Origin of the sequence: Rathayibacter sp. VKM Ac-2857, from assembly GCF_013205025.1 — a bacterium.
Taxonomy (GTDB): Bacteria; Actinomycetota; Actinomycetes; order Actinomycetales; family Microbacteriaceae; genus Rathayibacter.
In genome coordinates this window covers 25,133-43,444 of record NZ_JABMLE010000005.1, presented here as the reverse complement: position 1 = coordinate 43,444, position 18,312 = coordinate 25,133, and the positions used below count along the sequence as shown (strand labels likewise).

Below are 18,312 nucleotides of genomic sequence, written 5' to 3'. Positions count from 1 at the left end.
CCTCGGAACACGGTTCCGATCCTCGGACCAGAATACCGGCTCGACTTCGCGGGTCGCGCTAGGACCGTCCGCTCAGGAGTGACGGGCCGTGACCGGGGCGATCGGAACCGGCGCCAGGAGGTCGACGAGTGCGTCGACGCCGACCGGTTCCGACTCCCGGCCTCAGCCCCTCAGGAGGGTGATCCTCGCGCCGCCCACGTGGGTCACCGGCAGGTTCTGCAGGCGCTCGTCCCCGTTGACGACCCGACCCGTCGCGACGACCCCGTCGCGCAGCACGAGCTCCTCCACCTCGTCGACCTCGCAGCCGTCCTCCGTCGCGAAGTCGAGGATCAGACCCTGGCCGATCACGACGACGGTGTCCTCACTGCGGCCGATGACCAGAGCGAACGGCCGTCTCTCGCCCTGCACGGGGATGAGGGTCCCGGGAACGGTCTCGTCCGGCACCGGGAGCTCGCCCTCCGGCATCACGACACCGGCATCCAGCGCTATGTGCCGGAAGAGCGGCAGGGCGGCACGGGCGGTGACGTGCACACCGCCCACGACCACCTCGGCCGCGCCGGTCCCCGGATCGAGGACGACGGCGGCCAGGAGGCCGGCCGCCCGCGCCTCGATGATCTCGGCCTCGAGCCCCGTGAGGAAGCCGAGCGTCGACGCGAGCTGGCCGTACGGGTTCGAGTCGTCGACGCCGAACACCGACCAGCCGATCGCGTCGTACGTCCCGACCGCCCGGACGAGCTCCGCGGCGCTCGGCCGGCACTCGGGGACGAAGAAGGGACGGCCGTCGGCGGCGTAGGTCCTCATGACGGAATCGGCGTCCACGCCGTAGATGTCGGGAGCGAGCAGAGCCAGCTCCGGCGCGGCCGCCCTCCAGACGTCGAGCACGCGCGACGCAGGTCCGCCCGACGGGTACTGCCCGGGCTCCTCCATCCCGGGCTGCGGCCCGAGCCAGGCGTTCGCGAACATCGGGACATCGAGGAACTCCCGGCCGTGCGCCGCGAGAGCTCCGACGAAGCTCCCGACGCCCCAGGCCATGAAGACCTCGTCGACGTCGGAGCCGGTTCCGAGCACGTCCGCCCACGTCCCGCTGCGAGGAGCGCCCTGAGCCTCCCACAGGCGGCGCGCGAGCGAGTCGGCCGGAGCGGACTCCAGGTGCGCGAGCAGCGCGCTCGGAACCTCCGCCTTCCACACCGCCTCGGCCTCAGGGGACCGATCGCGGCTGTCCCCGAGGATCCCCGCTTCGTTCTCGACCTGGATCATCGCGACCAGGCCGGACCGGTCGGCCCGGGCGACGTGCTGCGTCAGGTGCTCGAACGCCGTCTTCTCCACGGCGAGCAGCTCCGGGCTGAACGCGGTCAGGACCGGTACCGGAGTCGCGCCGTCGTAGCTCATGGGGCGCCGACCCGCAGGATCCACGACCGCTCTCGGGAACCGCGCGCGGTCGGCTCGCACCCATCGCGGAGCGTAGGTCGAGGTCGCGTTCTTCCACGAGCCGAACCAGAGCAGCACGAGCGTCAGGCCGAGCTCCTGTGCCTCGCCGAGCATCGCGTCCAGGAGCGACACGTCGAAGGTGCCCTCGACGGGTTCGAACTGCGCCCAGCTCACCGGGGCGATCACGAGGTTCGCGTGCGTCGCTCTCGCATGGGCGAACGACGCCGCGATCGCCTCGGGAGACGACGACGACGAGTTGTGCACCTGACCGCCCAGGAGGAGTCGAGGGGTCCCTGCCCGGGAGAGCTCCCAGGTGCGCTCTCGGGTCAGGTTCCAGTGGTGGGGGCGTGCGGTGCCGGGCATGGCTGCCTTCCAGATCGTCGTCGTCGATGACGGGAGTCGCGGCGACAGCGGCACGGGTACCCTGCGCTCCGCCTGCGATTTCGGTTATCGAAACACTATGACGTATAACGGAACGAAGGACTGCGAATCGTCTGGCAGGCTCGCATCGGCGGCCGCACGGACGCCGCGGAAGCGCCGGGTCCGCACAGGACCCGGACGACCTCGATCGGAGAGCACCTGATGCGGATCCTCATCGTCGGAGCGGGTGCGACGGGCGGCGCCTTCGGCACCCTGCTGCAGGAAGCGGGCCGGGATGTCACCTACCTCGTACGCGGCCGCCGCGCGGAGACGCTGCGGCGGGACGGGCTCCGGTTCGTCTCCCCGTCGGGTGACCGCACGCACCGCGTCCGGACGCTGGTGGCAGGAGAGCGGGCGGAGTCGTTCGATCTCGTGCTGGTGACGGTGAAGGCGGCGGCACTCCGAGCGGCGGTCGTCGATGCTGCTCCGCACCTGCGCGCGGACGGCCACGTGATCCCGATCCTCAATGGGATGGCTCAGATCGACCTGCTCGAGGAGTCGTTCCCGGGCCGGGTGCTCGGGGGCTCGGCCAGGATCGTCGCCGCGCTCGACGCTGACGTCGTCCAGCAGGTGACCGCGCTCGCGGCGCTCACGATCGGCTCCCTGAACGGCGGGCCGGTGCCGCAGCGGATCGTCGACGCGCTGGACGTCCCCGGATCGACGCTGACGATCTCGACCGACGTCCTCGGCGCCCTGTGGGAGAAGTGGGTGTTCATCGTCGCGGCGAACGTCGTCGCCTGCCTGTTCCGCGGCGCCATCGGGGCGATCATCGACGCCGGCGGCCTGCCCTGGATCCTCGAGGCCGTGAGCGAGGCCGAGCAGGTGGCGGCCGCCGCGGGCCACCCGGCCTCGCCGGCGGCGCACGAGCAGTCCCTCGCGCTGCTGACCGAGGAGGGCTCGTCCTTCACCACGTCGCTCTACCGCGACCTCGTGGCGGGTCTGCCGACCGAGGCGGAGCACCTCCTCGGGGACTTCTCGATGCGGGCGCGAAGCCTCGGAGCCCGGGTGCCGCTCCTCGAGCTCGCTCTCGTGCAGATCCGAGCGGCCACGTCGCGATCCTGACGCGCAGGGGAGGGCTTCGCGGGCTCGAACAGGAGAGGCGGCGATCCGTTCTCCCCGGTCCATTCACATGCATGGAAGTTGTGCTACCTTCCGGGTAGTAACTATCCCTCGTATACAGGAGTCGTCTTGTCCCAGATCGTCATCTTCGGAGTCACCGGCTACGCCGGTGGGAACATCGCCCGCGAACTCGTCCGCCGCGGACACAGCGTCACGGGTGTCGCGCGCACGGCCGACCTCACCCTCGACGGGGTCGAGGTCGTGACGGGCTCGATCGCCGACGTCGAGCTCCTCCGCTCGACCGCGGCCGGTGCCGATCACCTCGTGGTCGCGATCCCCGCCTCGCCGCGACAGGAGGGGGACGCGGCGCTCCTGGACACCGTCCCCGATCTGATCCGCACGGCGATCGACGCGGGCGCACGCCTCAGCTTCGTGGGCGGCGCCGGCTCGCTCCACGTCGCCGACGGGGGGCCGCGTCTCTACGAGACGCCCGGATTCCCGCAGGAGTACAAGGCAGAGGCGGTGGCTCACGGCGCTGTCCTCGACGCGCTGCGCGAGAGCCCCGCCGAGCTGGACTGGTTCTACGTCAGCCCCGGCGCGGGCTTCGGATCGTGGAACGCGGGCCAGCGCACGGAGGACTTCCGCCTCGGCGGGGACGTCCTGCTCAGCGACGCGGACGGGCACTCCGACATCTCGGGGGCCGACTACGCGATCGCCTACGCTGATGAGATCGAGCGCGGCGCGCACCCCCGCCAGCGCTTCACCGTCTCCTACTGACGACCTGGCCGAGAGGGCCCCGTGGACGAGAATCGCGAGTTCGACCCGTACGGACCCGGCTGCCCGAGCAGGCAGCTGGTGGACCGCATCGGATCCCGCTGGACGATCCTCATCATCGGAGTCCTCTCGGCCGGGCCCGCTCGGTACAGCGAGATCGCCGCCGGAGTGGCGGGCATCTCGCCGAAGATGCTCTCGCAGACCCTCAAGGCGCTGGAGCGGGACGGGATGGTCACCCGTCACGCCTTCGCCGAAGTGCCTCCCCGGGTCGTCTATGAGCTCACCACCACCGGCGCGAGTCTGCGGCCGGTCCTCCTCTCGGTCGAGCAGTGGGCGCGGGACAACATGCCCGCGGTCCTCGCGGCGCGCGAGGTGTACGACTCGATCGCACTCCCCGCCTCACCTGCAGGGGTCGTCGGTTCCTCCGACTGATCCCGGTTCCTGCTGCGACCGCGCCCGTGGACGCACTGCCGCCTCCGTTCGCGCCCGGCTCCTGTCCGGTGGCAGAACGGGGAGGGGCCGCCTCGAGGTCGCTCGAGGGCTGCGGCTCCGGACCCTCATGCGGTATGTTCGCCGTAATTCCCACTGGCGCAACCTTATTCCGTCTATCGGAATTCAGGGGTGATCTCAGTGGGGGTCCACTCTTCCGATCGATGATGATGGGAGTCTCGATGACGAGCTCGCTCCACCCCGAACCTCCGACCGTTCCGCCGTCCCCTGCCGCCCCGCCGGTCGAGGGCGTCCTGCCGGTCGACGATCCCGGCCCTCAGACCATGAGCCGATGGCTGTGGGTGGCCTACCCGCTCGCCTTCATCGGAGTGAGCGCGGTGTGGGGCGGTGTCGTCCAAGTGCTCCTCGGCACGCAGGTCGCGACGATGGTCGGACCGGACAACGCTCCGGCGACCCTCGGCATCGTCTCGGCGGTGGCGGCCGTCTCCTCCGTCCTCTCCCAGCCGGTCATGGGGCTGCTGAACGATCGGACCCGGTCCCGCTTCGGCCGTCGGAACATCTGGGTGCTCGGGGCGTCGATCGTCTCGGCCGGGGCGCTGCTCGCAACCGCCGTGAGCCCCTCCGTCCCCGTCCTCGCCGTCCTGTGGGCGCTCGCGATCTGGCCGTTGAACGCGCTGCAGGGGGCCCTCGGCGCCGTTCTGCCCGAGCGGATCCCGGTACGGCTGCGCGGCTCCGTCTCGGGACTGCTGGGAGCGGCCTCCTTCGGCGGCAGCTTCATCGGCATCGCGATCGCCGGGCTCTCGGGCAACGTCTTCGTCGGTTACGCGGGCATCGCGGTCGTCGTGCTCGCCACGGCCGTGCTCTTCGCCTTCACCACCGAGGACTACACGCCGCCCGCACGTCGGACGGGTCCGCTCCGGGCGCGACGCGGTGCGATCGCGCCCGGCTTCCGCGCGGCGCCGGACTACTGGTGGACCTTCGCCGGCCGCTTCTCCATGATCTTCGGCGCCTCCCTCGTGGGCGGCTTCCAGCTCTACATCCTGCAGAACTACATCGGAGTCGGTGACGGCTCCCTCGGTGCCGCCGCGACCGCGCTCGTGGGCCTGTCCGGCATCAGCGCACTTACGACGATCGTGTTCGCACTCCTCGGCGGGTGGATCTCCGACCGCTTCGAGCGGCTGCGGATCTTCGTCGGCCTCTCCACCCTGATGTTCATCCCCGTCGCGCTCGTCTACCTGTTCGTCCCGACCTATCAGGGAGCGGTCATCGCCAGCGTCATCACCGGAGTCGGCTACGGCACCTACCTCGCCGTCGACCAGGCCCTGATCAGCCGGGTCCTGCCCAGCAACGAGAACGCGGCTCGCGATCTCGGGATCATGAACATCGCGAACGCCGGCCCCCAGATCCTCGCCCCCGTCCTCGGCGGCCTGCTCGTCACGGTGACCGGCGACTACCGGACGCTGTTCGCCGTGATGATCGTCGCGGTCATCGTCTCCTCGGTCTTCGTCACGTTCGTCCGGTCGGTGCGCTGACCCGATCGACCACCGCGTGCACGGCACCTCCCGGTCTCGATCACCGGTCGGAGCGGAGGTCGTAGAGGTCGCCCGCGAGGTACTTGAGACCGGTGTCGCACGCCACAGTGGCCACGGTCCGCCCCGCACCGAGCTCCTCCGCCAGTCGGAGGGCGCCGAGGATGTTGACCGCGGTGGACGTCCCGGCGAAGACCCCTTCGCGACGGGCGAGGGGCAGCGCCAGATCGCGGGCGGCCGCCTCGTCCACGGTCAGGACGCTGTCGCGCAGATCCCGAGGCAGCAGGGGCGGCACGATGCCCGTGGCGATGCCTTCGACGTGGTGCGGTCCTGCCCGGCCGGTGCTGAGCATCGGCGATGTCGTCGGCTCCAGCGCCGTGATCCCGACCCCCGGGATCCGGTCCTTCAGGGTGCGGGACACTCCGGCGAGCATCCCGGCGGTTCCGACGGCGGCGCAGAAGGCGTCGATCTCGAGGCCGCTGCTCCGGGTCTGCTCGACCAGTTCGCGGCCGAGCACGTCGTAGCCGAGGAGCGCGTCGGTGTTGTGGAACTGATCGGTCCAGAAGGCGCCGTGCTCGAGCACCAGCTTCCGCGTCGCCTCGCGCATCCGGTCGAAGAGGGCCGCGGTGATCAGACCGCCCTCGCTCGGCACGATCACGACATCGGCGCCGAACGCCCGCATGGTCCGGATCTTCTCCTGCGCGAACGTGTCCGACGTGACGATGGTGCAGGGGTGGCCCATGACCGCGCAGACGTACGCGAGGGAGGAGCCGGTGCTGCCGCCCGAGTACTCCACGACCCGTTGTCCGGGTCGGAGGGTGCCGCGGCGCTCCGCCCCCTCGATGATGGCCAGGGCCATGCGGTCCTTGTAGCTCCCGGTGGGGTTGACCCCCTCGATCTTCACGAGCACCTGCGCCGCTCCCTCCGGCACGAGATGCCGCAGCCGGAGCAGTGGGGTGTCGCCGATGGTGGCCAGCAGGGAGTCGACGACGCCGGCGCTCATGACGCGGCTCCGGCTCGGCGGACGACGCTCCAGCGGGGAGTGCTCGACGGAGGGCGTCGCATGCGCGCGCAGCGCTCCTGCTCGGGGAGGCGGGTGGGTGTCATGGTGTCTCCTTCGTGAGTCGCCGGGCCGGGGCCGGGCGGGGCTTCTGCGGTCGGTTCCGCTCGGGGTCGGAGGTGATCAGGATCTCGGGGGGAGGAGGGAGTCGATCGACCCGATGAGGAGGCCGGTGCCGATGACCAGCAGTGCGACTGCGCCGAGACGGGTGATCACCCGATCGGCCGTCGCCGAGCGATGCACTCCGATCCTCCGCACCACCCCGATCGCGGCCCCCCACCAGACGCCTGCTCCGAGCACGACGGTCGCGCACAGCACGAGGGTGCGCCACTGCGCGCCATCGCCGGCCCCGATGAACGAGGGGAGGATCGCCGCGAAGAACAGCAGCGCCTTCGGGTTGGTCGCGTTCGTGATCAGCCCGCGGACGAAGCCGCCGTGCATCCGGTGGACGACGTCGTTCGCGGTGGGTGGCCCGCAGGCGGCACGGAGCATGCTCCCGCCCAGCCAGAGCAGGACGCCGGCCCCGACCAGTCGGACGACGGTCAGGGCTCCCGGCGCCGAGACGAGAAGGGCGGTCGCCCCCGCGGCGGCGAGCCCCGCGTGCATCGCCAGGCCGGTGACGATCCCGGCCGCGGTCCGTGCTCCCTCCCGGACGCTCCGGCTCGCGGAGTGGACGACGAGCACGAGGTCGGGGCCGGGCATCGCCAGGGCCACCAGCAGTGCGCCCGCGAAAGCAGCCCAGTCCTGAGCGTCCATTCCTTCTCCCGTTCGAAGTCCGTCCGGGGGTAACACTAGGAAGTCGATTCGCTACTGTGCCCGCATGGTGGAATCTGGAAAGAAGACTGTTGCGACATCCGAACTGGATTCGGTGGACTGGGCGATCCTCGAAGTTCTCCAGGTCGATGCGACCACGCCGAACAAGGACGTCGCGGCTCGGGTGGGGGTGGCGCCGAGCACGTGCCTCGAGAGGATCAGGCGGATGCGCCGCAACGGGACGATCGTCGCGACCCGTGCGCATGTGCTGCCGAGTCTGCTCGGCAGAGCGGAGCAGGCGTTCCTCGGCATCCAGATCCGTCCGCACGCGCGCGACACGGCCAACGACTTCGTGCGGAGAGCCCTCGCGATGCCCGAGACCCTCGCCCTGTACAACGTCAGTGGCAGCGAGGACTACCTCGTCCATGTCGCCGTCGCCGACAGCACCGAGCTCCAGACCTTGATCATCGACAAGATCCTGGCCCTACCGCAGGTCGCGCACTGTCGCACGCAGCTCATCTTCGGCGAGCCGTGGACGGCTCCGTTGCGCGGTCGGGTCTGATCGATCCGTCCGTACGGCCCGCCGGTGCTCGATGCCCCTCGATGCGGAGCCGTTGGCTGCTCGGCCCGAGTGCGCTAGCGTCGAGGTGTTCCTACTGACGCAAACTAATTCTGTTAATCGGAATGCTGCGGTCGGATCTCTTTCTTCAGATGACGACGATTGGCGCTTCGATGACGAGTCCTGTCTCCCCGGGGTGGACGACCGCGGGCAGCCCGAGGCGCACGTGCGGTCGGATCCTGCGGCCCGGGTTCGAGAGCGCCGTCCGATGACGCGGACGACAGCGTCCGCACGTCCGACGGGGCGGCGTCGATCCGTCCCGCGCGCGCTGTGGGACGCCGTCGGGGCGCGCGTTCTCACGCTGCCGAGAGCGACCCACCGGTACAGGACCCTCGAGGATCTGCGGATCCCCCTGCGGGACGGCGTAGAGCTCCTCGCCGACGTCCTGATCCCGGCGGGTGAGCAGAAGGGCACCCTGCTGTTCCGGTCGCCCTACGGCTGGCCGCCCCTCATCGCCGGGCTCACCGCCAGCATGTACGCGCGCTACGGCTACGTCGTCGTCCTCGCGCGGTGCCGGGGCACGTTCGGTTCCGGCGGTCGACTCGAGCCCCTGGTGAACGAAGCGGCGGACGGTGCGGACACCGTCGGCTGGATGCGACGCCAGCCCTGGTTCACCGGCACGTTCGCCACGGCGGGAGGCTCCTACGGCGGGTGCACCCAGTTCGCCGTCCTGATGGATCCGCCACCCGAGCTCGTCACCTGCGTCATCCAGTGCGCCCCCTTCGATCTCGGGCGCCACATCCACCGCGACGGCGCGTTCGCTCTGAACGCCTGGTTCGGCTGGACCCTCGCCGTCCTCCGTCAGGAGTCGGGGTTCGTGCGCTCGGCCCTCGAGGCGCGACGACGGAAGCAGGACGATGAGCGCCTCGAGCGCACGCTGTCCCTCGAGAGAGGAGCCGCCGAGGCGTTCGGCGGTCGCGCACCCTGGTATCGGGAGTGGATCTCCCGTCGTGATCCCGCGGATCCCTACTGGGCCGGCTACGACCTCAGCGAGTCTCTGGACCGCGTCGAGGTGCCGGTCCTCCTCCAGGTCGGATGGCAGGACCTCTTCCTCGATCAGGGGATCGAGGCGGTCGATCGCCTGCAGAAGCGCGGCGTCGACGTCGCCATGACGGCGGGGCCCTGGACGCACAAGAGCGCACCCATGGAGGGCGGATCCACTGTCAAGGAGACGCTGCAGTGGCTCGACGAGCACTTCACCTCGTCCGCGGAGCGACGGCCGTCGCCCGTGCGCGCTTTCGTCACCGGAGCCGAGGAGTGGATCGGGATGCCGTCCTGGCCGCCGTCGTCGCGGGACGCCGTCTTCCATCCGCACTCGACGGGCGAGCTCAGCGCCGACCCGGCCGGTGAGGGCTCCCGGGCGGGCTTCCTCTACGACCCCGAGGATCCGACCCCGTCGATCGGCGGCCCTCTGAACAGCGCCGCCGGAGGGTCGGTCGACGATTCTGCGCTCGCCGCGCGCGACGACGTCCTCGCCTTCACCAGCTCGCCGCTCGACGAGCCCCTGCGGATCATCGGCGCACCGCGGGTCGAGCTCGTCCAGGAGCTCTCGAACCCCCACGCGGACGTCTTCGCCCGTCTCTCGGTCGTCGATCCCCGAGGACGCTCGCGGAACATCACCGAGGGCTTCGTCCGGCTCGATCCCGGGGCGCCGACCGGCGCGCTCGTCCTCGCGCTGGACGCCACGGCGCACGAATTCCGCGCGGGGGAGCGCATCCGCCTCGTCCTCGCCGGCGGCAGCTTCCCCCGATGGGAGCGCAACCTCGGAACGGGGCAGGACCCGGCCTCCTCGGCCGATCTCGCCCCCTCCGCACGGATCGTGGATCTGGGGCGCTCTCGGCTCGTCCTGCCGGTGCCGGTGCAGCCCTGATCGGGACGCGCTCGACACGAGGGTCGGCCGTGCACGCCGCTCAGGGCAGCCGTACGCTCGCTCCGGACTCGGGACGAGTGGACTCCACGAGCGCGTCGATCAGTCTGAGGAGTGTCTCCGCACTCCGCCCGACAGGCAGCTCCGGGTCGATGAGCCACTGGGCCTCGATGCCCTCGACCGCACCGAGGATCACCGTGGCGAGTGCCTCGGCGTCGACGTCGGCGGGGAGCTCACCGCTCGAGACGGACCGGGCCGCCGCCTCGGCGATCCGGCGTCGGAGGACGCCGTGGCGCCGGAACGCCCAGGAGCGCGCGGGATGGCGCCCGTCCGCCGCCTCGGCGGTCAGGATGTGGGCCAGCTGCACGAGCGTCCGGTCGCCGAGGACGGCCGTCATGACCTCGGGGAGCCGGGCGAACAGGGCCGGGAGCCCCTCCTGGGGGTCGAAGATCCCGGAGGCCTCCAGCTGCTCGTCCCGGAGGTCGAGGAGCGCGAGGAGCATCGCCTCCTTGCTGGGGAAGTGATGGAGCAGACCTGCCCGGGTGTACCCGGATCGCTTGGCGACTTCGTTCAGCGAGCCGCCTCGGTACCCGCTCTCCGCGAACACGTCGCGGGCGGCGTCGAGGATCCGCTGCGGTCCCGCGGCGATTTCGGTGGCTGTCACCGTAGGAGCTTCTCACAGGCTTGAAGCGAAGTTCTACCGACATGTTGGTAGGCATGATAGACAGGACCTCGCCCCACCGTTCGAGCCACGCAGAGCCGCGTGGCCTCTTCGAGGAAGAAGATCGAATGCCACCAGCATCCACCGCCCGGCGTCCCCACTCCTGGCCGGTCGCCTCCGCCGCGATCGGCGGCTCCGGGGCCGTGGACGTCCTCATCGCCCTCGCCGTGCTTTCCACGCGCGACCAGCGGAGCGGTCCGCAGGACGAGCCGTTCCTCGATGCCGGGCCCCGGAGACCGGCGGACGCGATGACCGACTGACCCGACCGTCCCGGGGCTCTTCACCGGCCACGGACATCCGCACCGACTGCGACGCGTCGGACAGACGACGCCTCGCTCAGACCATCAAGGAGGAAACACATGTCGAGCTTCGACCGTCACATCCCGAACCTGCAGAACCCGCCCATCGAGTTCCGACCCGAGATCCGATGGTGGCTGGCCGAGGGCCTCCACACCGACGAGACGCTGCGCCGCGAGGTCGACGCCGCCCACCGCCTCGGTTTCGGCGGGATGGAGTTCCTCGCGATGGACGAGGGCGCGATCGACCACGAGCGCTACGGCTGGGGCGCGGAGGAGTGGCTCCACGACTCGCAGATCGTCGTCGAGGAGACGACCAGGCGGAAGATGTCGGTCAGCTTCACCTCGGGCACCAACTGGTCGAACGCCAACGTCCCGGGGATCGACCCCGACCACGACGCTGCGGCGAAGGAGCTCGACTTCATCGCCGAGGACCTCGCCGGTGGAGCAGGACGACGCGGGCCGCTCCCCCTCATCCAGCTCGATGAGGAGCGGCCGGGCGCCTCCCTCCCCGGCCACCGGGTGGCGCCGGAGCGGCAGGATCTGGTCGCGGTCATCGCCGTGCCCGTTCTCGAGGACGGCACCCTGGACGCCGGAGCGGTCCTCGACCTCACCGAGCAGGTCGAGCAGGAGGCTCTCGACTGGAGTGCTCCTGAAGGCCGGGACTGGCGGCTGTTCACGTTCCGGATGCACGGCACGGGTCAGACCGCCTCGCCCTCGGCGACGGTCAACTACACCGTCAACTACCTCGACCCCGCCGGCGTGAGAGCCGTGACCGACTACTGGACCGAGTACGTCCTCACTCCCGAGCTCAGGGCGCAGATCGCTCAGAACCCGCGCACGCAGATGTACATGGACTCCCTCGAGCTGACCACCTGGGGTGCGGGCGGCATGTTCTGGGGACGCTCCGTCGCAGACGAGTTCCGCGCACGACGCGGCTACGACATCGCTCCGTGGCTGCCGTTCCTCGTCCGCACCGTGCAGATGATGGCGGTGGGGACCACCTATCTCTACGAGCCCTCGGCGCAGGACCGCGTCACGGTCGACAAGGTGCGCTTCGACTACGTGAAGACCCTCACGGACCTCTACATCGAGTGCATGCTCCGCCCCTTCGCGACGTTCCTGCACGAGAACGGCATCACGCTGCGCTCCGAGATCAGCTACGGACTCCCGTTCGAGCTGACCCGTCCCGGTCCCGAGGTCGACGGCATCGAGACGGAGTCGCTCGAGTTCGGATCGCAGATCGACGGGTATCGACTGCTCGCCGGCCCCGCTCATCTGTTCGGCAAGCAGTACTCGTCGGAGACCGGTGCCACCTCGCGCAACCACATGCTCGACCACCGCTTCTACGACCAGATCATCGCCACGCAGTTCGCGGCCGGTGTGACCAAGACGGTCCTCCACGGCTGGGCGAGCCCGGCGGGAGCAGAGGGCGTCACCGAATGGCCGGGCCACGAGGGCATGTGGTCCATGTTCTCCGAGCGGTTCGACACGCGGCAGCCGGCGAGCGAGTTCTACCCGCTCTGGAACGACGCGATGGGCCGGTTCCAGTACCTGCTCCGCCAGGGTCGACCCCGCGTCGACGTCGGCATCCTCCGCACCGATCACTTCGTCGACAACACCGTCGGCATGGCCCTGATCGACGAGCGCGGCCAGCGCATCCCCGACGAGGACGCCTACGGGCAGCGCTGGATGCGGAACCGGCAGAACCACTGGTGGCGGGACCTGGGCATGCAGGACGCCGGATGGAGCTACGACTTCTTCGACGGCAGCCTCCTCCTCCACGACGACGTCGCTTTCGGCGACGGCGTCGTCCAGCCCGACGGGCCCGGCTACCAGGCGCTCCTGGTGTACCAGGACACGCTGGAGGCCGACGTCGCAGCACGCCTCCTCGAGTGGGCCAGAGCCGGTCTGCGGATCCTGATCGTGAACGGCGCCAGCGAGGTGAAGTGGCTCCTGACGGGCAGCTACCGGACGCACGATCGCGCTGCCGCCCGCACTCCAGGACTGGACGGCCGCGACGACGAGCTCCGCGCCGTCCTCGAGGAGCTCGCGGCGCTGCCGAACGTCGCTCGGATCGACGACCCGTCCGAAACGGTCTCGGCCCTCCGCGGGCTCGGTGTGATCGGCCGCGCCGAGTTCACCGCCGACAACACGGACGTCCTCAGCTGCCTCCGCGAAGACGGCGACCTGCTGCACCTCTACGCCTACCACTTCCTCTACGAGACCGGAGAGGCGACCACCGTCGAGTTCGCCCTCCCGGGAACCGGGACGGTGCACCGCATCGACGCCTGGACCGGCGAGATCCGGCCTCACCGGGGCGTACGCGTCGACGGCGACCGCACGATCGTCACCGTGCAGCTGGCCCCCGGTGAGACGGCACTGCTCACCCTCGACCGGTCGATGCCGGCGGTCGAGACGGACGCGAGTGCACCGACGCACCTCCGGGAGCTGGCCGACTGGTCCATCGCGGTCGAGAGCTGGGACGCCGGAGAACTCGAGGTCGTCTCGGAGGACCGAGGGCTGGGCTACGTGACGCGGGAAGTGCGGCCCTCGACCGCGGTCACCTCCCTGACGGCGGAGAGCTCGGCACTGGTGCCGTGGACCGAGCTCGCGGGAGTGGGCCCCGACGTCTCGGGCGTCGGCTCCTACTCCACCGTCGTCTCCCTGCAGGAGTCCGATCTCCGAGGCGCACGGATCCTCCTGGACCTCGGCTCGACCGAGGGCGGGCTCGGCTCGGTCGCCGTCAACGCCGGCCCCGCCAGGGGCTTCGACACGTCTCGCCCCGTCGTCGACATCACGCCGGATCTCCTCCCGGGGACCAACGAGATCGTCGTCCGTGTCGCCAGTTCGCTGAACAACCGCCTCATCGCCCGCGGCTACTACGCGCAGTTGATCGACATCGTCAGCGCGTTGACCGGAGGGGCGCCAGCACCCCACAGCACCCGGATCCGGTCCCACGGACTGACCGGACCCGTGCAGCTCCTCCGCACGGCCGAGTAGCTCCGGCACGAGAGAGCCCCCGGTCGCTTCCGCCTCCGGGGGCTCTCCCGTCGGCACGTCCGGCGCCGCCGTCCGGCGGGTGCCGGCGTCTCCGCGGACGGCGGCGCTCCGCCTAGAGCACGTCCGCTCCGGCGGCGGCCGGCGGCGAGGCGGGGGAGCCCGTTGCGCGCCGGAGGAGCGATGCCACGGCGGCTCGGCCTGCGCGGTTCGCTCCGACGGTCGACTGCGAGGGCCCGTAGCCGACCAGGTGCACGCGTCCGTCGCGTCGGGCCTGCGTCCCGTCCACAGGGATTCCGCCCAGTGGCCCGCGGAGATCCAGGCCGTCCAGGTGGCGCAGCTCGGCCCGATAGCCCGTCGCCCACACGACAGCGTCCACAGCGGTCGTGGACCCGTCGGCTTCGACGACGTGGTTCCGGCCCAGGGAGGTGAACAGGGGCCGGCGCTCCAGCACCCCTCGACGTCGGGCCTCGACGGCGTAGTCCGTCCAGCCGAGCCCGGTGTAGGACACGACGCTGCCCAGGGGGCGTCCGGCGGCAGCGTCCTCCGCGACGCGCTGCTCCACCCGCACGCCGTCGCCGGTGTGCGTGAAGTCGTGGTCGAGGAACTGAGGGGGACGGCGTGTGTACCACGTCGTCTTCGCGACCCGGCTGATCTCCTCGAGCAGCTGCACAGCGGAGATCCCGCCGCCGACGACGGCGACGCGCAGGCCCTCGAAGTCGCCTGCCCGGACGTAGTCCCGGCTGTGCAGCTGCAGGCCTTCGAAGACGTCGCGACCGGGGATGTCGGGCATCCGCGGGTTGTTCCAGGAACCGGTCGCGTTGATGATCGCCCGCGCGCTCCACTTCCCTGCATCGCTGTGGACGATCAGATCGCCGTCGGGGTCGTCGTCCTCCCGGACGACCGATCGCACCGCGGCGGGACGCAGGATGGGCAGGTCCTCCGCTGCTTCGTAGGCCGCGAAGTAGCGCGGAACGGCATCGCGACTCGACTCGTTCGGATCCACGGGCGGCAAGGGCATGCCGGGCAAGTCGAAGATGCCGTTCACCGTCGCCATGCGGAGCGACTCCCACCGGTGCTGCCATGCCCCTCCGGGGCTGCGGTCGGCGTCAAGGACGACGAAGGTGCGGGGCGCGCCGGGATCCTCGACGGCGGAGACGAAGCCTCGGCGCCGGAGATGGTGGGCGGACGACAGGCCCGCCTGGCCCGCGCCGATGACGACGACCGTCGCCGGCCGAACCGGAGTGGACGCGCCGGTCACGGCGCGAGGACGGCGTCGACGTGCTCGTGGAGCGCGGCCGTCACCACCCGCACGGCCTCCAGCTGCTCGGGGGTGAAGGCGTCGACGAAGACCTTCCTGATCAGCCGCAGGTGGGCGGCCGACGAGCTCCGGAAGACGTCGGCGCCCGCTCCGGTCAGGGTGACCGCCGCCCCTCGGGCGTCCCCGCCCACGGGGCCCCGCATCACCAGCTGCCGTTCCTGCATGCGGCGGAGGTGGTGCGAGAGCCGGCTGCGCTCCCATCCCACGACCGCCGCCAGGTCCGACGAGCGGAGGGTGCTGTCGGGCGCCTCGCTGAGCGCAAGCATGACGGCGTAGTCCCCGGGTGAGATCCCCGAGGTCTCGAGGAACGCCGCCGAGAGCGTGCGCTTCACCCGCTCGGAGGTCTCGACGTAGTCGCGCCAGACCGCCAGCTCGCTCGCGTTCGGTGTCCGCCGGCGTCCCTCGTGGTTCGTGCCGCTCATGCTTCCTCCTCGTTGACAACTCGACGGTAGCGGCACATCATTGACGCGTCAACCAAATAGTTGACGCGTCAATGAAATGAGGAATCATGTCCGACATCATCTTCGGTCTCGACACGTTCGGGGACGTGCCCTCCGATGACAGCGGCGCGCAGGTCAGCCACGCGCGCTCCCTCCGGGCACTCGTCGACGAGGCGGTGCTGGCCGATCGGCTGGGCGTCGACGTCTTCACGGTGGGCGAGCACCACCGGGCCGAGTACTCGGTGTCCTCTCCCGAGACGGTGCTCGCGGGGCTCGCCACGGTCACGTCGCGCATCCGCCTCGGATCCGGAGTGACGGTGCTCAGCTCGGACGACCCCGTGCGGGTGTTCCAGCGCTTCGCCACGGTCCACGCTCTCTCGAGCGGACGCGCGGAGGTGATCCTCGGGCGCGGCTCGTTCACCGAGTCGTTCCCCCTCTTCGGCTACGACATGGCCGACTACGAGGTGCTGTTCGAGGAGAAGGTCGAGCTGTTCTCCCAGCTGCTGCGCGAGGAGCCCGTCACCTGGTCGGGGACGACGCGTGCACCGCTCGTCGACGCGGAGGTCTACCCAAGGACCGAAGGGGGACTGACCACCTGGATCGGCGTCGGAGGATCGCCGCAGTCGGTCGTCCGCACGGCGAAGTACGGCTTCCCCCTGATGCTCGCGGTGATCGGGGGCCAGCCCCAGAGATTCCTGCCCTACCTCGACCTGTACCGGCGAGCAGCCGCCGAGTTCGGCACGACGGCGCACCCGGTCGGCATGCACTCGCCCGGGTTCGTCGCCGACACCGACGAGGAGGCCGTCGAGGCCTGGTACCCGCACTTCAAGGTGGTCCGCGACCGGATCGGCGCGCTCCGCGGATGGCCCCCCGTCACGCGGGCCGAGTTCGACCGCGAGGTGGCGACGGGCTCGATGTACATCGGCTCACCGGAAACCGTCGCGCGCCGCATCGCGAAGACGATCCAGGTCATGGGCGTCGGACGCTTCGACATGATCTACACCTCGGGTGCCCAGACCCTGCGATCGCGGCGCCGCTCCGTCGAGCTGTACGGGAGCGTCGTGATCCCGCGCGTCCGCGAGCTCCTCGCAGACGCACCAGTCCTGCAGGACGTGCGATCGTGACGAGCACCGTCGCGATCCTCGGCTCCGGGAAGCTCGGCACGGTGCTCGCGCGGCTCGCGGTCGCCGCCGGTCACCGGGTCCTCGTCGCGGGCTCGAAGGAGCCCGACGCCATCCGCCTCATCCTTGCGGTCGTCGCGCCCGGAGCGACGCCGGCATGGGCCGTCGATGCGGTCCGCGACGCCGACGTCGTCGTCCTGGCGCTTCCGCTCGGGCGGCTCGCGACCGTCCCCGTCCAGGCACTCGAGGGCAAGACCGTCATCGACGCCATGAACTACTGGTGGGAGGTCGACGGAGTCCGCGAGGACCTCTCGGACCTCCGCGTCTCGACCTCGGAGCGGGTCCAGCAGCAACTGCGGGGATCCGCCGTGGTGAAGGCGTTCAATCACATGGGATACCACGACCTCGATGAGGGCCCCCGTCCCGCCGGTGCCACGGACCGGAAGGCGATCGCCGTCGCCGGCAACGACTTCCGGGCCGTCGCCGTCGTCGACGCACTCGTAGACAGCATGGGATTCGACCCCGTCCCCGCAGGATCGCTCGCGGACAGCATCTCGCTGCAACCCCATGCGGAGGCGTTCGGGGCCAACGTGCCAGCTGCCGAGCTCACCAGCATGCTCGCGCGCTTCCCTCACACGGACAGGGGACACGAGGTAGCGCTCGCACGCGCGAGAGCATCGGCCTCATGACTGAACCCGCGGTGGAAACCATTGCTGACGTCACTGGACTTTGATGAGGCGATCCTCGGCGGGTGAAATGACATAATCACGGCTATCGGCGATGTGTTGCTCTACACGTCGATAGCTCTACGCCCGCTCTCCGTTCTCGAGGGACCGCAGAGTCGAGCCGGATACTCATGGGATGACATCACCACTCGTCTTGGCCGTCGCTCACTCCGGCCTCACCGTGACCGATCTCGACGACTCGGTGGATCTGTGGTGCTCCGGTCTCGGCTTCACGCTCGAACGCACCTTCACGCTCGATTTGGACACCACGGTCGCGACCACGGGCGTCGACGGAACGACGATCCGGGGAGCGGTGGTGACGCTCGGAGACCACCGAGTCGAGCTGCTGCAGTACGACCCCCCTCGGTCGGCTCGAGCAGCCGGCTCACCCGCGGACATCGGCTCGGTGCACATCGCGCTGACGGTCTCGGACCTCGACCGGGTGCTGGGCCTGTGTGCTGTGCACTGTTGGCGGCCGGTCGGTCCTCCCCACCGGATGACCAGCGGCGCCCGAGCGGGTACACGCATCGTCTACCTCGAGGGTGCGCTCGGCGGCTTCCTCGAACTGATCGCGCCACCGCGACTTCCCTAGCGCGGGCCTGCTCCACTGAGCAAGACTTTGCGTCCCGTATTTGATGCTCTGGCAGCCCTCCCCAGGCTTGAACGCTTCGCCGATAATGAACGTTATGTCAGTTTGTTGGTCGAAGGAGCTCGTTCCGATGTCGCCTG

At 70.3% G+C, this 18,312-nt stretch carries 17 protein-coding genes; 11 read left to right on the top strand and 6 right to left on the bottom strand.

What is annotated here, in order from left to right; all coding sequences use genetic code 11:
- Positions 1–162 precede the first annotated feature (162 nt).
- Entirely contained in the window at positions 163–1,791 is a 1,629-nt protein-coding gene (locus HQQ86_RS20225; RefSeq protein ID WP_173290543.1) for a DUF5597 domain-containing protein, read from the bottom strand.
- A 219-nt stretch (positions 1,792–2,010) separates the two neighbouring features.
- On the opposite strand from HQQ86_RS20225, the gene HQQ86_RS20220 reads away from it, so the two are divergent.
- The 4 genes from HQQ86_RS20220 (at position 2,011) to HQQ86_RS20205 (ending at position 5,663) form a co-directional block, all read left to right on the top strand.
- Complete coding sequence (locus HQQ86_RS20220; RefSeq protein ID WP_173290541.1) at positions 2,011–2,910, top strand: ketopantoate reductase family protein; 900 nt, start codon at positions 2,011–2,013, stop codon at positions 2,908–2,910.
- Positions 2,911–3,036: 126 nt separating this feature from the next.
- Positions 3,037–3,684: an NAD(P)-dependent oxidoreductase gene (locus tag HQQ86_RS20215; RefSeq protein WP_173290539.1), complete on the top strand. Its 648-nt coding sequence runs from the start codon at positions 3,037–3,039 to the stop codon at positions 3,682–3,684.
- A 21-nt stretch (positions 3,685–3,705) separates the two neighbouring features.
- Complete coding sequence (locus HQQ86_RS20210) at positions 3,706–4,113, top strand: helix-turn-helix domain-containing protein (RefSeq protein ID WP_173290537.1); 408 nt, start codon at positions 3,706–3,708, stop codon at positions 4,111–4,113.
- Between the two features lie 341 nt (positions 4,114–4,454).
- Complete coding sequence (locus HQQ86_RS20205; protein ID WP_173290535.1) at positions 4,455–5,663, top strand: MFS transporter; 1,209 nt, start codon at positions 4,455–4,457, stop codon at positions 5,661–5,663.
- Positions 5,664–5,703: 40 nt separating this feature from the next.
- Here the strand turns inward: HQQ86_RS20205 and HQQ86_RS20200 are convergent, their stop codons facing one another.
- Entirely contained in the window at positions 5,704–6,663 is a 960-nt protein-coding gene (locus HQQ86_RS20200) for a PLP-dependent cysteine synthase family protein (protein WP_173290534.1), read from the bottom strand.
- 180 nt (positions 6,664–6,843) lie between these two features.
- Positions 6,844–7,476: a LysE family translocator gene (locus tag HQQ86_RS20195; RefSeq protein WP_173290532.1), complete on the bottom strand. Its 633-nt coding sequence runs from the start codon at positions 7,474–7,476 to the stop codon at positions 6,844–6,846.
- A 64-nt stretch (positions 7,477–7,540) separates the two neighbouring features.
- On the opposite strand from HQQ86_RS20195, the gene HQQ86_RS20190 reads away from it, so the two are divergent.
- Positions 7,541–8,035, top strand: coding sequence for an Lrp/AsnC family transcriptional regulator (locus HQQ86_RS20190; RefSeq protein ID WP_173290530.1), 495 nt, complete (start codon positions 7,541–7,543; stop codon positions 8,033–8,035).
- Positions 8,036–8,300: 265 nt separating this feature from the next.
- Positions 8,301–9,962, top strand: coding sequence for a CocE/NonD family hydrolase (locus HQQ86_RS20185; protein WP_173290528.1), 1,662 nt, complete (start codon positions 8,301–8,303; stop codon positions 9,960–9,962).
- Positions 9,963–10,002: 40 nt separating this feature from the next.
- Here HQQ86_RS20185 and HQQ86_RS22235 read toward each other — a convergent pair whose 3' ends face one another.
- Positions 10,003–10,623: a TetR/AcrR family transcriptional regulator gene (locus tag HQQ86_RS22235; RefSeq protein WP_173290526.1), complete on the bottom strand. Its 621-nt coding sequence runs from the start codon at positions 10,621–10,623 to the stop codon at positions 10,003–10,005.
- Positions 10,624–10,748: 125 nt separating this feature from the next.
- On the opposite strand from HQQ86_RS22235, the gene HQQ86_RS20175 reads away from it, so the two are divergent.
- Together HQQ86_RS20175 and HQQ86_RS20170 are read left to right on the top strand one after the other, a co-directional pair.
- Positions 10,749–10,940, top strand: a complete 192-nt coding sequence (locus tag HQQ86_RS20175) for a hypothetical protein (protein ID WP_173290524.1) — start codon at positions 10,749–10,751, stop codon at positions 10,938–10,940.
- A gap of 99 nt (positions 10,941–11,039) precedes the next feature.
- Positions 11,040–13,979 (top strand): glycosyl hydrolase, encoded by a 2,940-nt coding sequence (locus tag HQQ86_RS20170; protein WP_173290522.1) that lies wholly within the window; start codon positions 11,040–11,042, stop codon positions 13,977–13,979.
- Positions 13,980–14,091: 112 nt separating this feature from the next.
- Here the strand turns inward: HQQ86_RS20170 and HQQ86_RS20165 are convergent, their stop codons facing one another.
- Both HQQ86_RS20165 and HQQ86_RS21570 read right to left on the bottom strand, forming a co-directional pair.
- Positions 14,092–15,237 carry an NAD(P)-binding domain-containing protein gene (locus HQQ86_RS20165; protein WP_367948752.1) on the bottom strand — a complete coding sequence of 382 codons (1,146 nt, stop codon included), beginning with the start codon at positions 15,235–15,237 and terminating at the stop codon, positions 14,092–14,094.
- Complete coding sequence (locus tag HQQ86_RS21570; protein ID WP_254072299.1) at positions 15,234–15,719, bottom strand: MarR family winged helix-turn-helix transcriptional regulator; 486 nt, start codon at positions 15,717–15,719, stop codon at positions 15,234–15,236. The genes HQQ86_RS20165 and HQQ86_RS21570 overlap by 4 nt, the downstream gene beginning before the upstream one ends.
- Before the next feature lie 86 nt (positions 15,720–15,805).
- On the opposite strand from HQQ86_RS21570, the gene HQQ86_RS20160 reads away from it, so the two are divergent.
- The 3 genes from HQQ86_RS20160 to HQQ86_RS20150 all read left to right on the top strand — a co-directional run bounded on the left by HQQ86_RS20160 (position 15,806) and on the right by HQQ86_RS20150 (position 18,175).
- Positions 15,806–16,861, top strand: a complete 1,056-nt coding sequence (locus HQQ86_RS20160) for an LLM class flavin-dependent oxidoreductase (RefSeq protein ID WP_173290518.1) — start codon at positions 15,806–15,808, stop codon at positions 16,859–16,861.
- The gene (locus HQQ86_RS20155; protein ID WP_173290516.1) at positions 16,858–17,547 is read left to right on the top strand and encodes an NAD(P)-binding domain-containing protein; all 690 of its coding nucleotides are present in this window, start codon (positions 16,858–16,860) and stop codon (positions 17,545–17,547) included. The genes HQQ86_RS20160 and HQQ86_RS20155 overlap by 4 nt, the downstream gene beginning before the upstream one ends.
- A 172-nt stretch (positions 17,548–17,719) precedes the next feature.
- Positions 17,720–18,175: a VOC family protein gene (locus HQQ86_RS20150; RefSeq protein ID WP_173290514.1), complete on the top strand. Its 456-nt coding sequence runs from the start codon at positions 17,720–17,722 to the stop codon at positions 18,173–18,175.
- The last annotated feature ends 137 nt before the right edge of the window (positions 18,176–18,312 follow it).

Excerpts from the sequence above, each read along its gene's own strand:
- HQQ86_RS20205 (WP_173290535.1), top strand. The coding sequence starts at position 4,455 with ATGAGCCGATGGCTGTGGGTGGCCTACCCGCTCGCCTTCATCGGAGTG.
- HQQ86_RS20185 (WP_173290528.1), top strand. The coding sequence starts at position 8,301 with ATGACGCGGACGACAGCGTCCGCACGTCCGACGGGGCGGCGTCGATCC.
- HQQ86_RS20220 (WP_173290541.1), top strand. The coding sequence starts at position 2,011 with ATGCGGATCCTCATCGTCGGAGCGGGTGCGACGGGCGGCGCCTTCGGC.
- HQQ86_RS21570 (WP_254072299.1), bottom strand. The coding sequence starts at position 15,719 with ATGAGCGGCACGAACCACGAGGGACGCCGGCGGACACCGAACGCGAGC.
- HQQ86_RS20160 (WP_173290518.1), top strand. The coding sequence starts at position 15,806 with ATGTCCGACATCATCTTCGGTCTCGACACGTTCGGGGACGTGCCCTCC.
- HQQ86_RS20170 (WP_173290522.1), top strand. The coding sequence starts at position 11,040 with ATGTCGAGCTTCGACCGTCACATCCCGAACCTGCAGAACCCGCCCATC.
- HQQ86_RS20190 (WP_173290530.1), top strand. The coding sequence starts at position 7,541 with ATGGTGGAATCTGGAAAGAAGACTGTTGCGACATCCGAACTGGATTCG.
- HQQ86_RS20150 (WP_173290514.1), top strand. The coding sequence starts at position 17,720 with ATGACATCACCACTCGTCTTGGCCGTCGCTCACTCCGGCCTCACCGTG.
- HQQ86_RS20200 (WP_173290534.1), bottom strand. The coding sequence starts at position 6,663 with ATGAGCGCCGGCGTCGTCGACTCCCTGCTGGCCACCATCGGCGACACC.
- HQQ86_RS20175 (WP_173290524.1), top strand. The coding sequence starts at position 10,749 with ATGCCACCAGCATCCACCGCCCGGCGTCCCCACTCCTGGCCGGTCGCC.
- HQQ86_RS20225 (WP_173290543.1), bottom strand. The coding sequence starts at position 1,791 with ATGCCCGGCACCGCACGCCCCCACCACTGGAACCTGACCCGAGAGCGC.
- HQQ86_RS20195 (WP_173290532.1), bottom strand. The coding sequence starts at position 7,476 with ATGGACGCTCAGGACTGGGCTGCTTTCGCGGGCGCACTGCTGGTGGCC.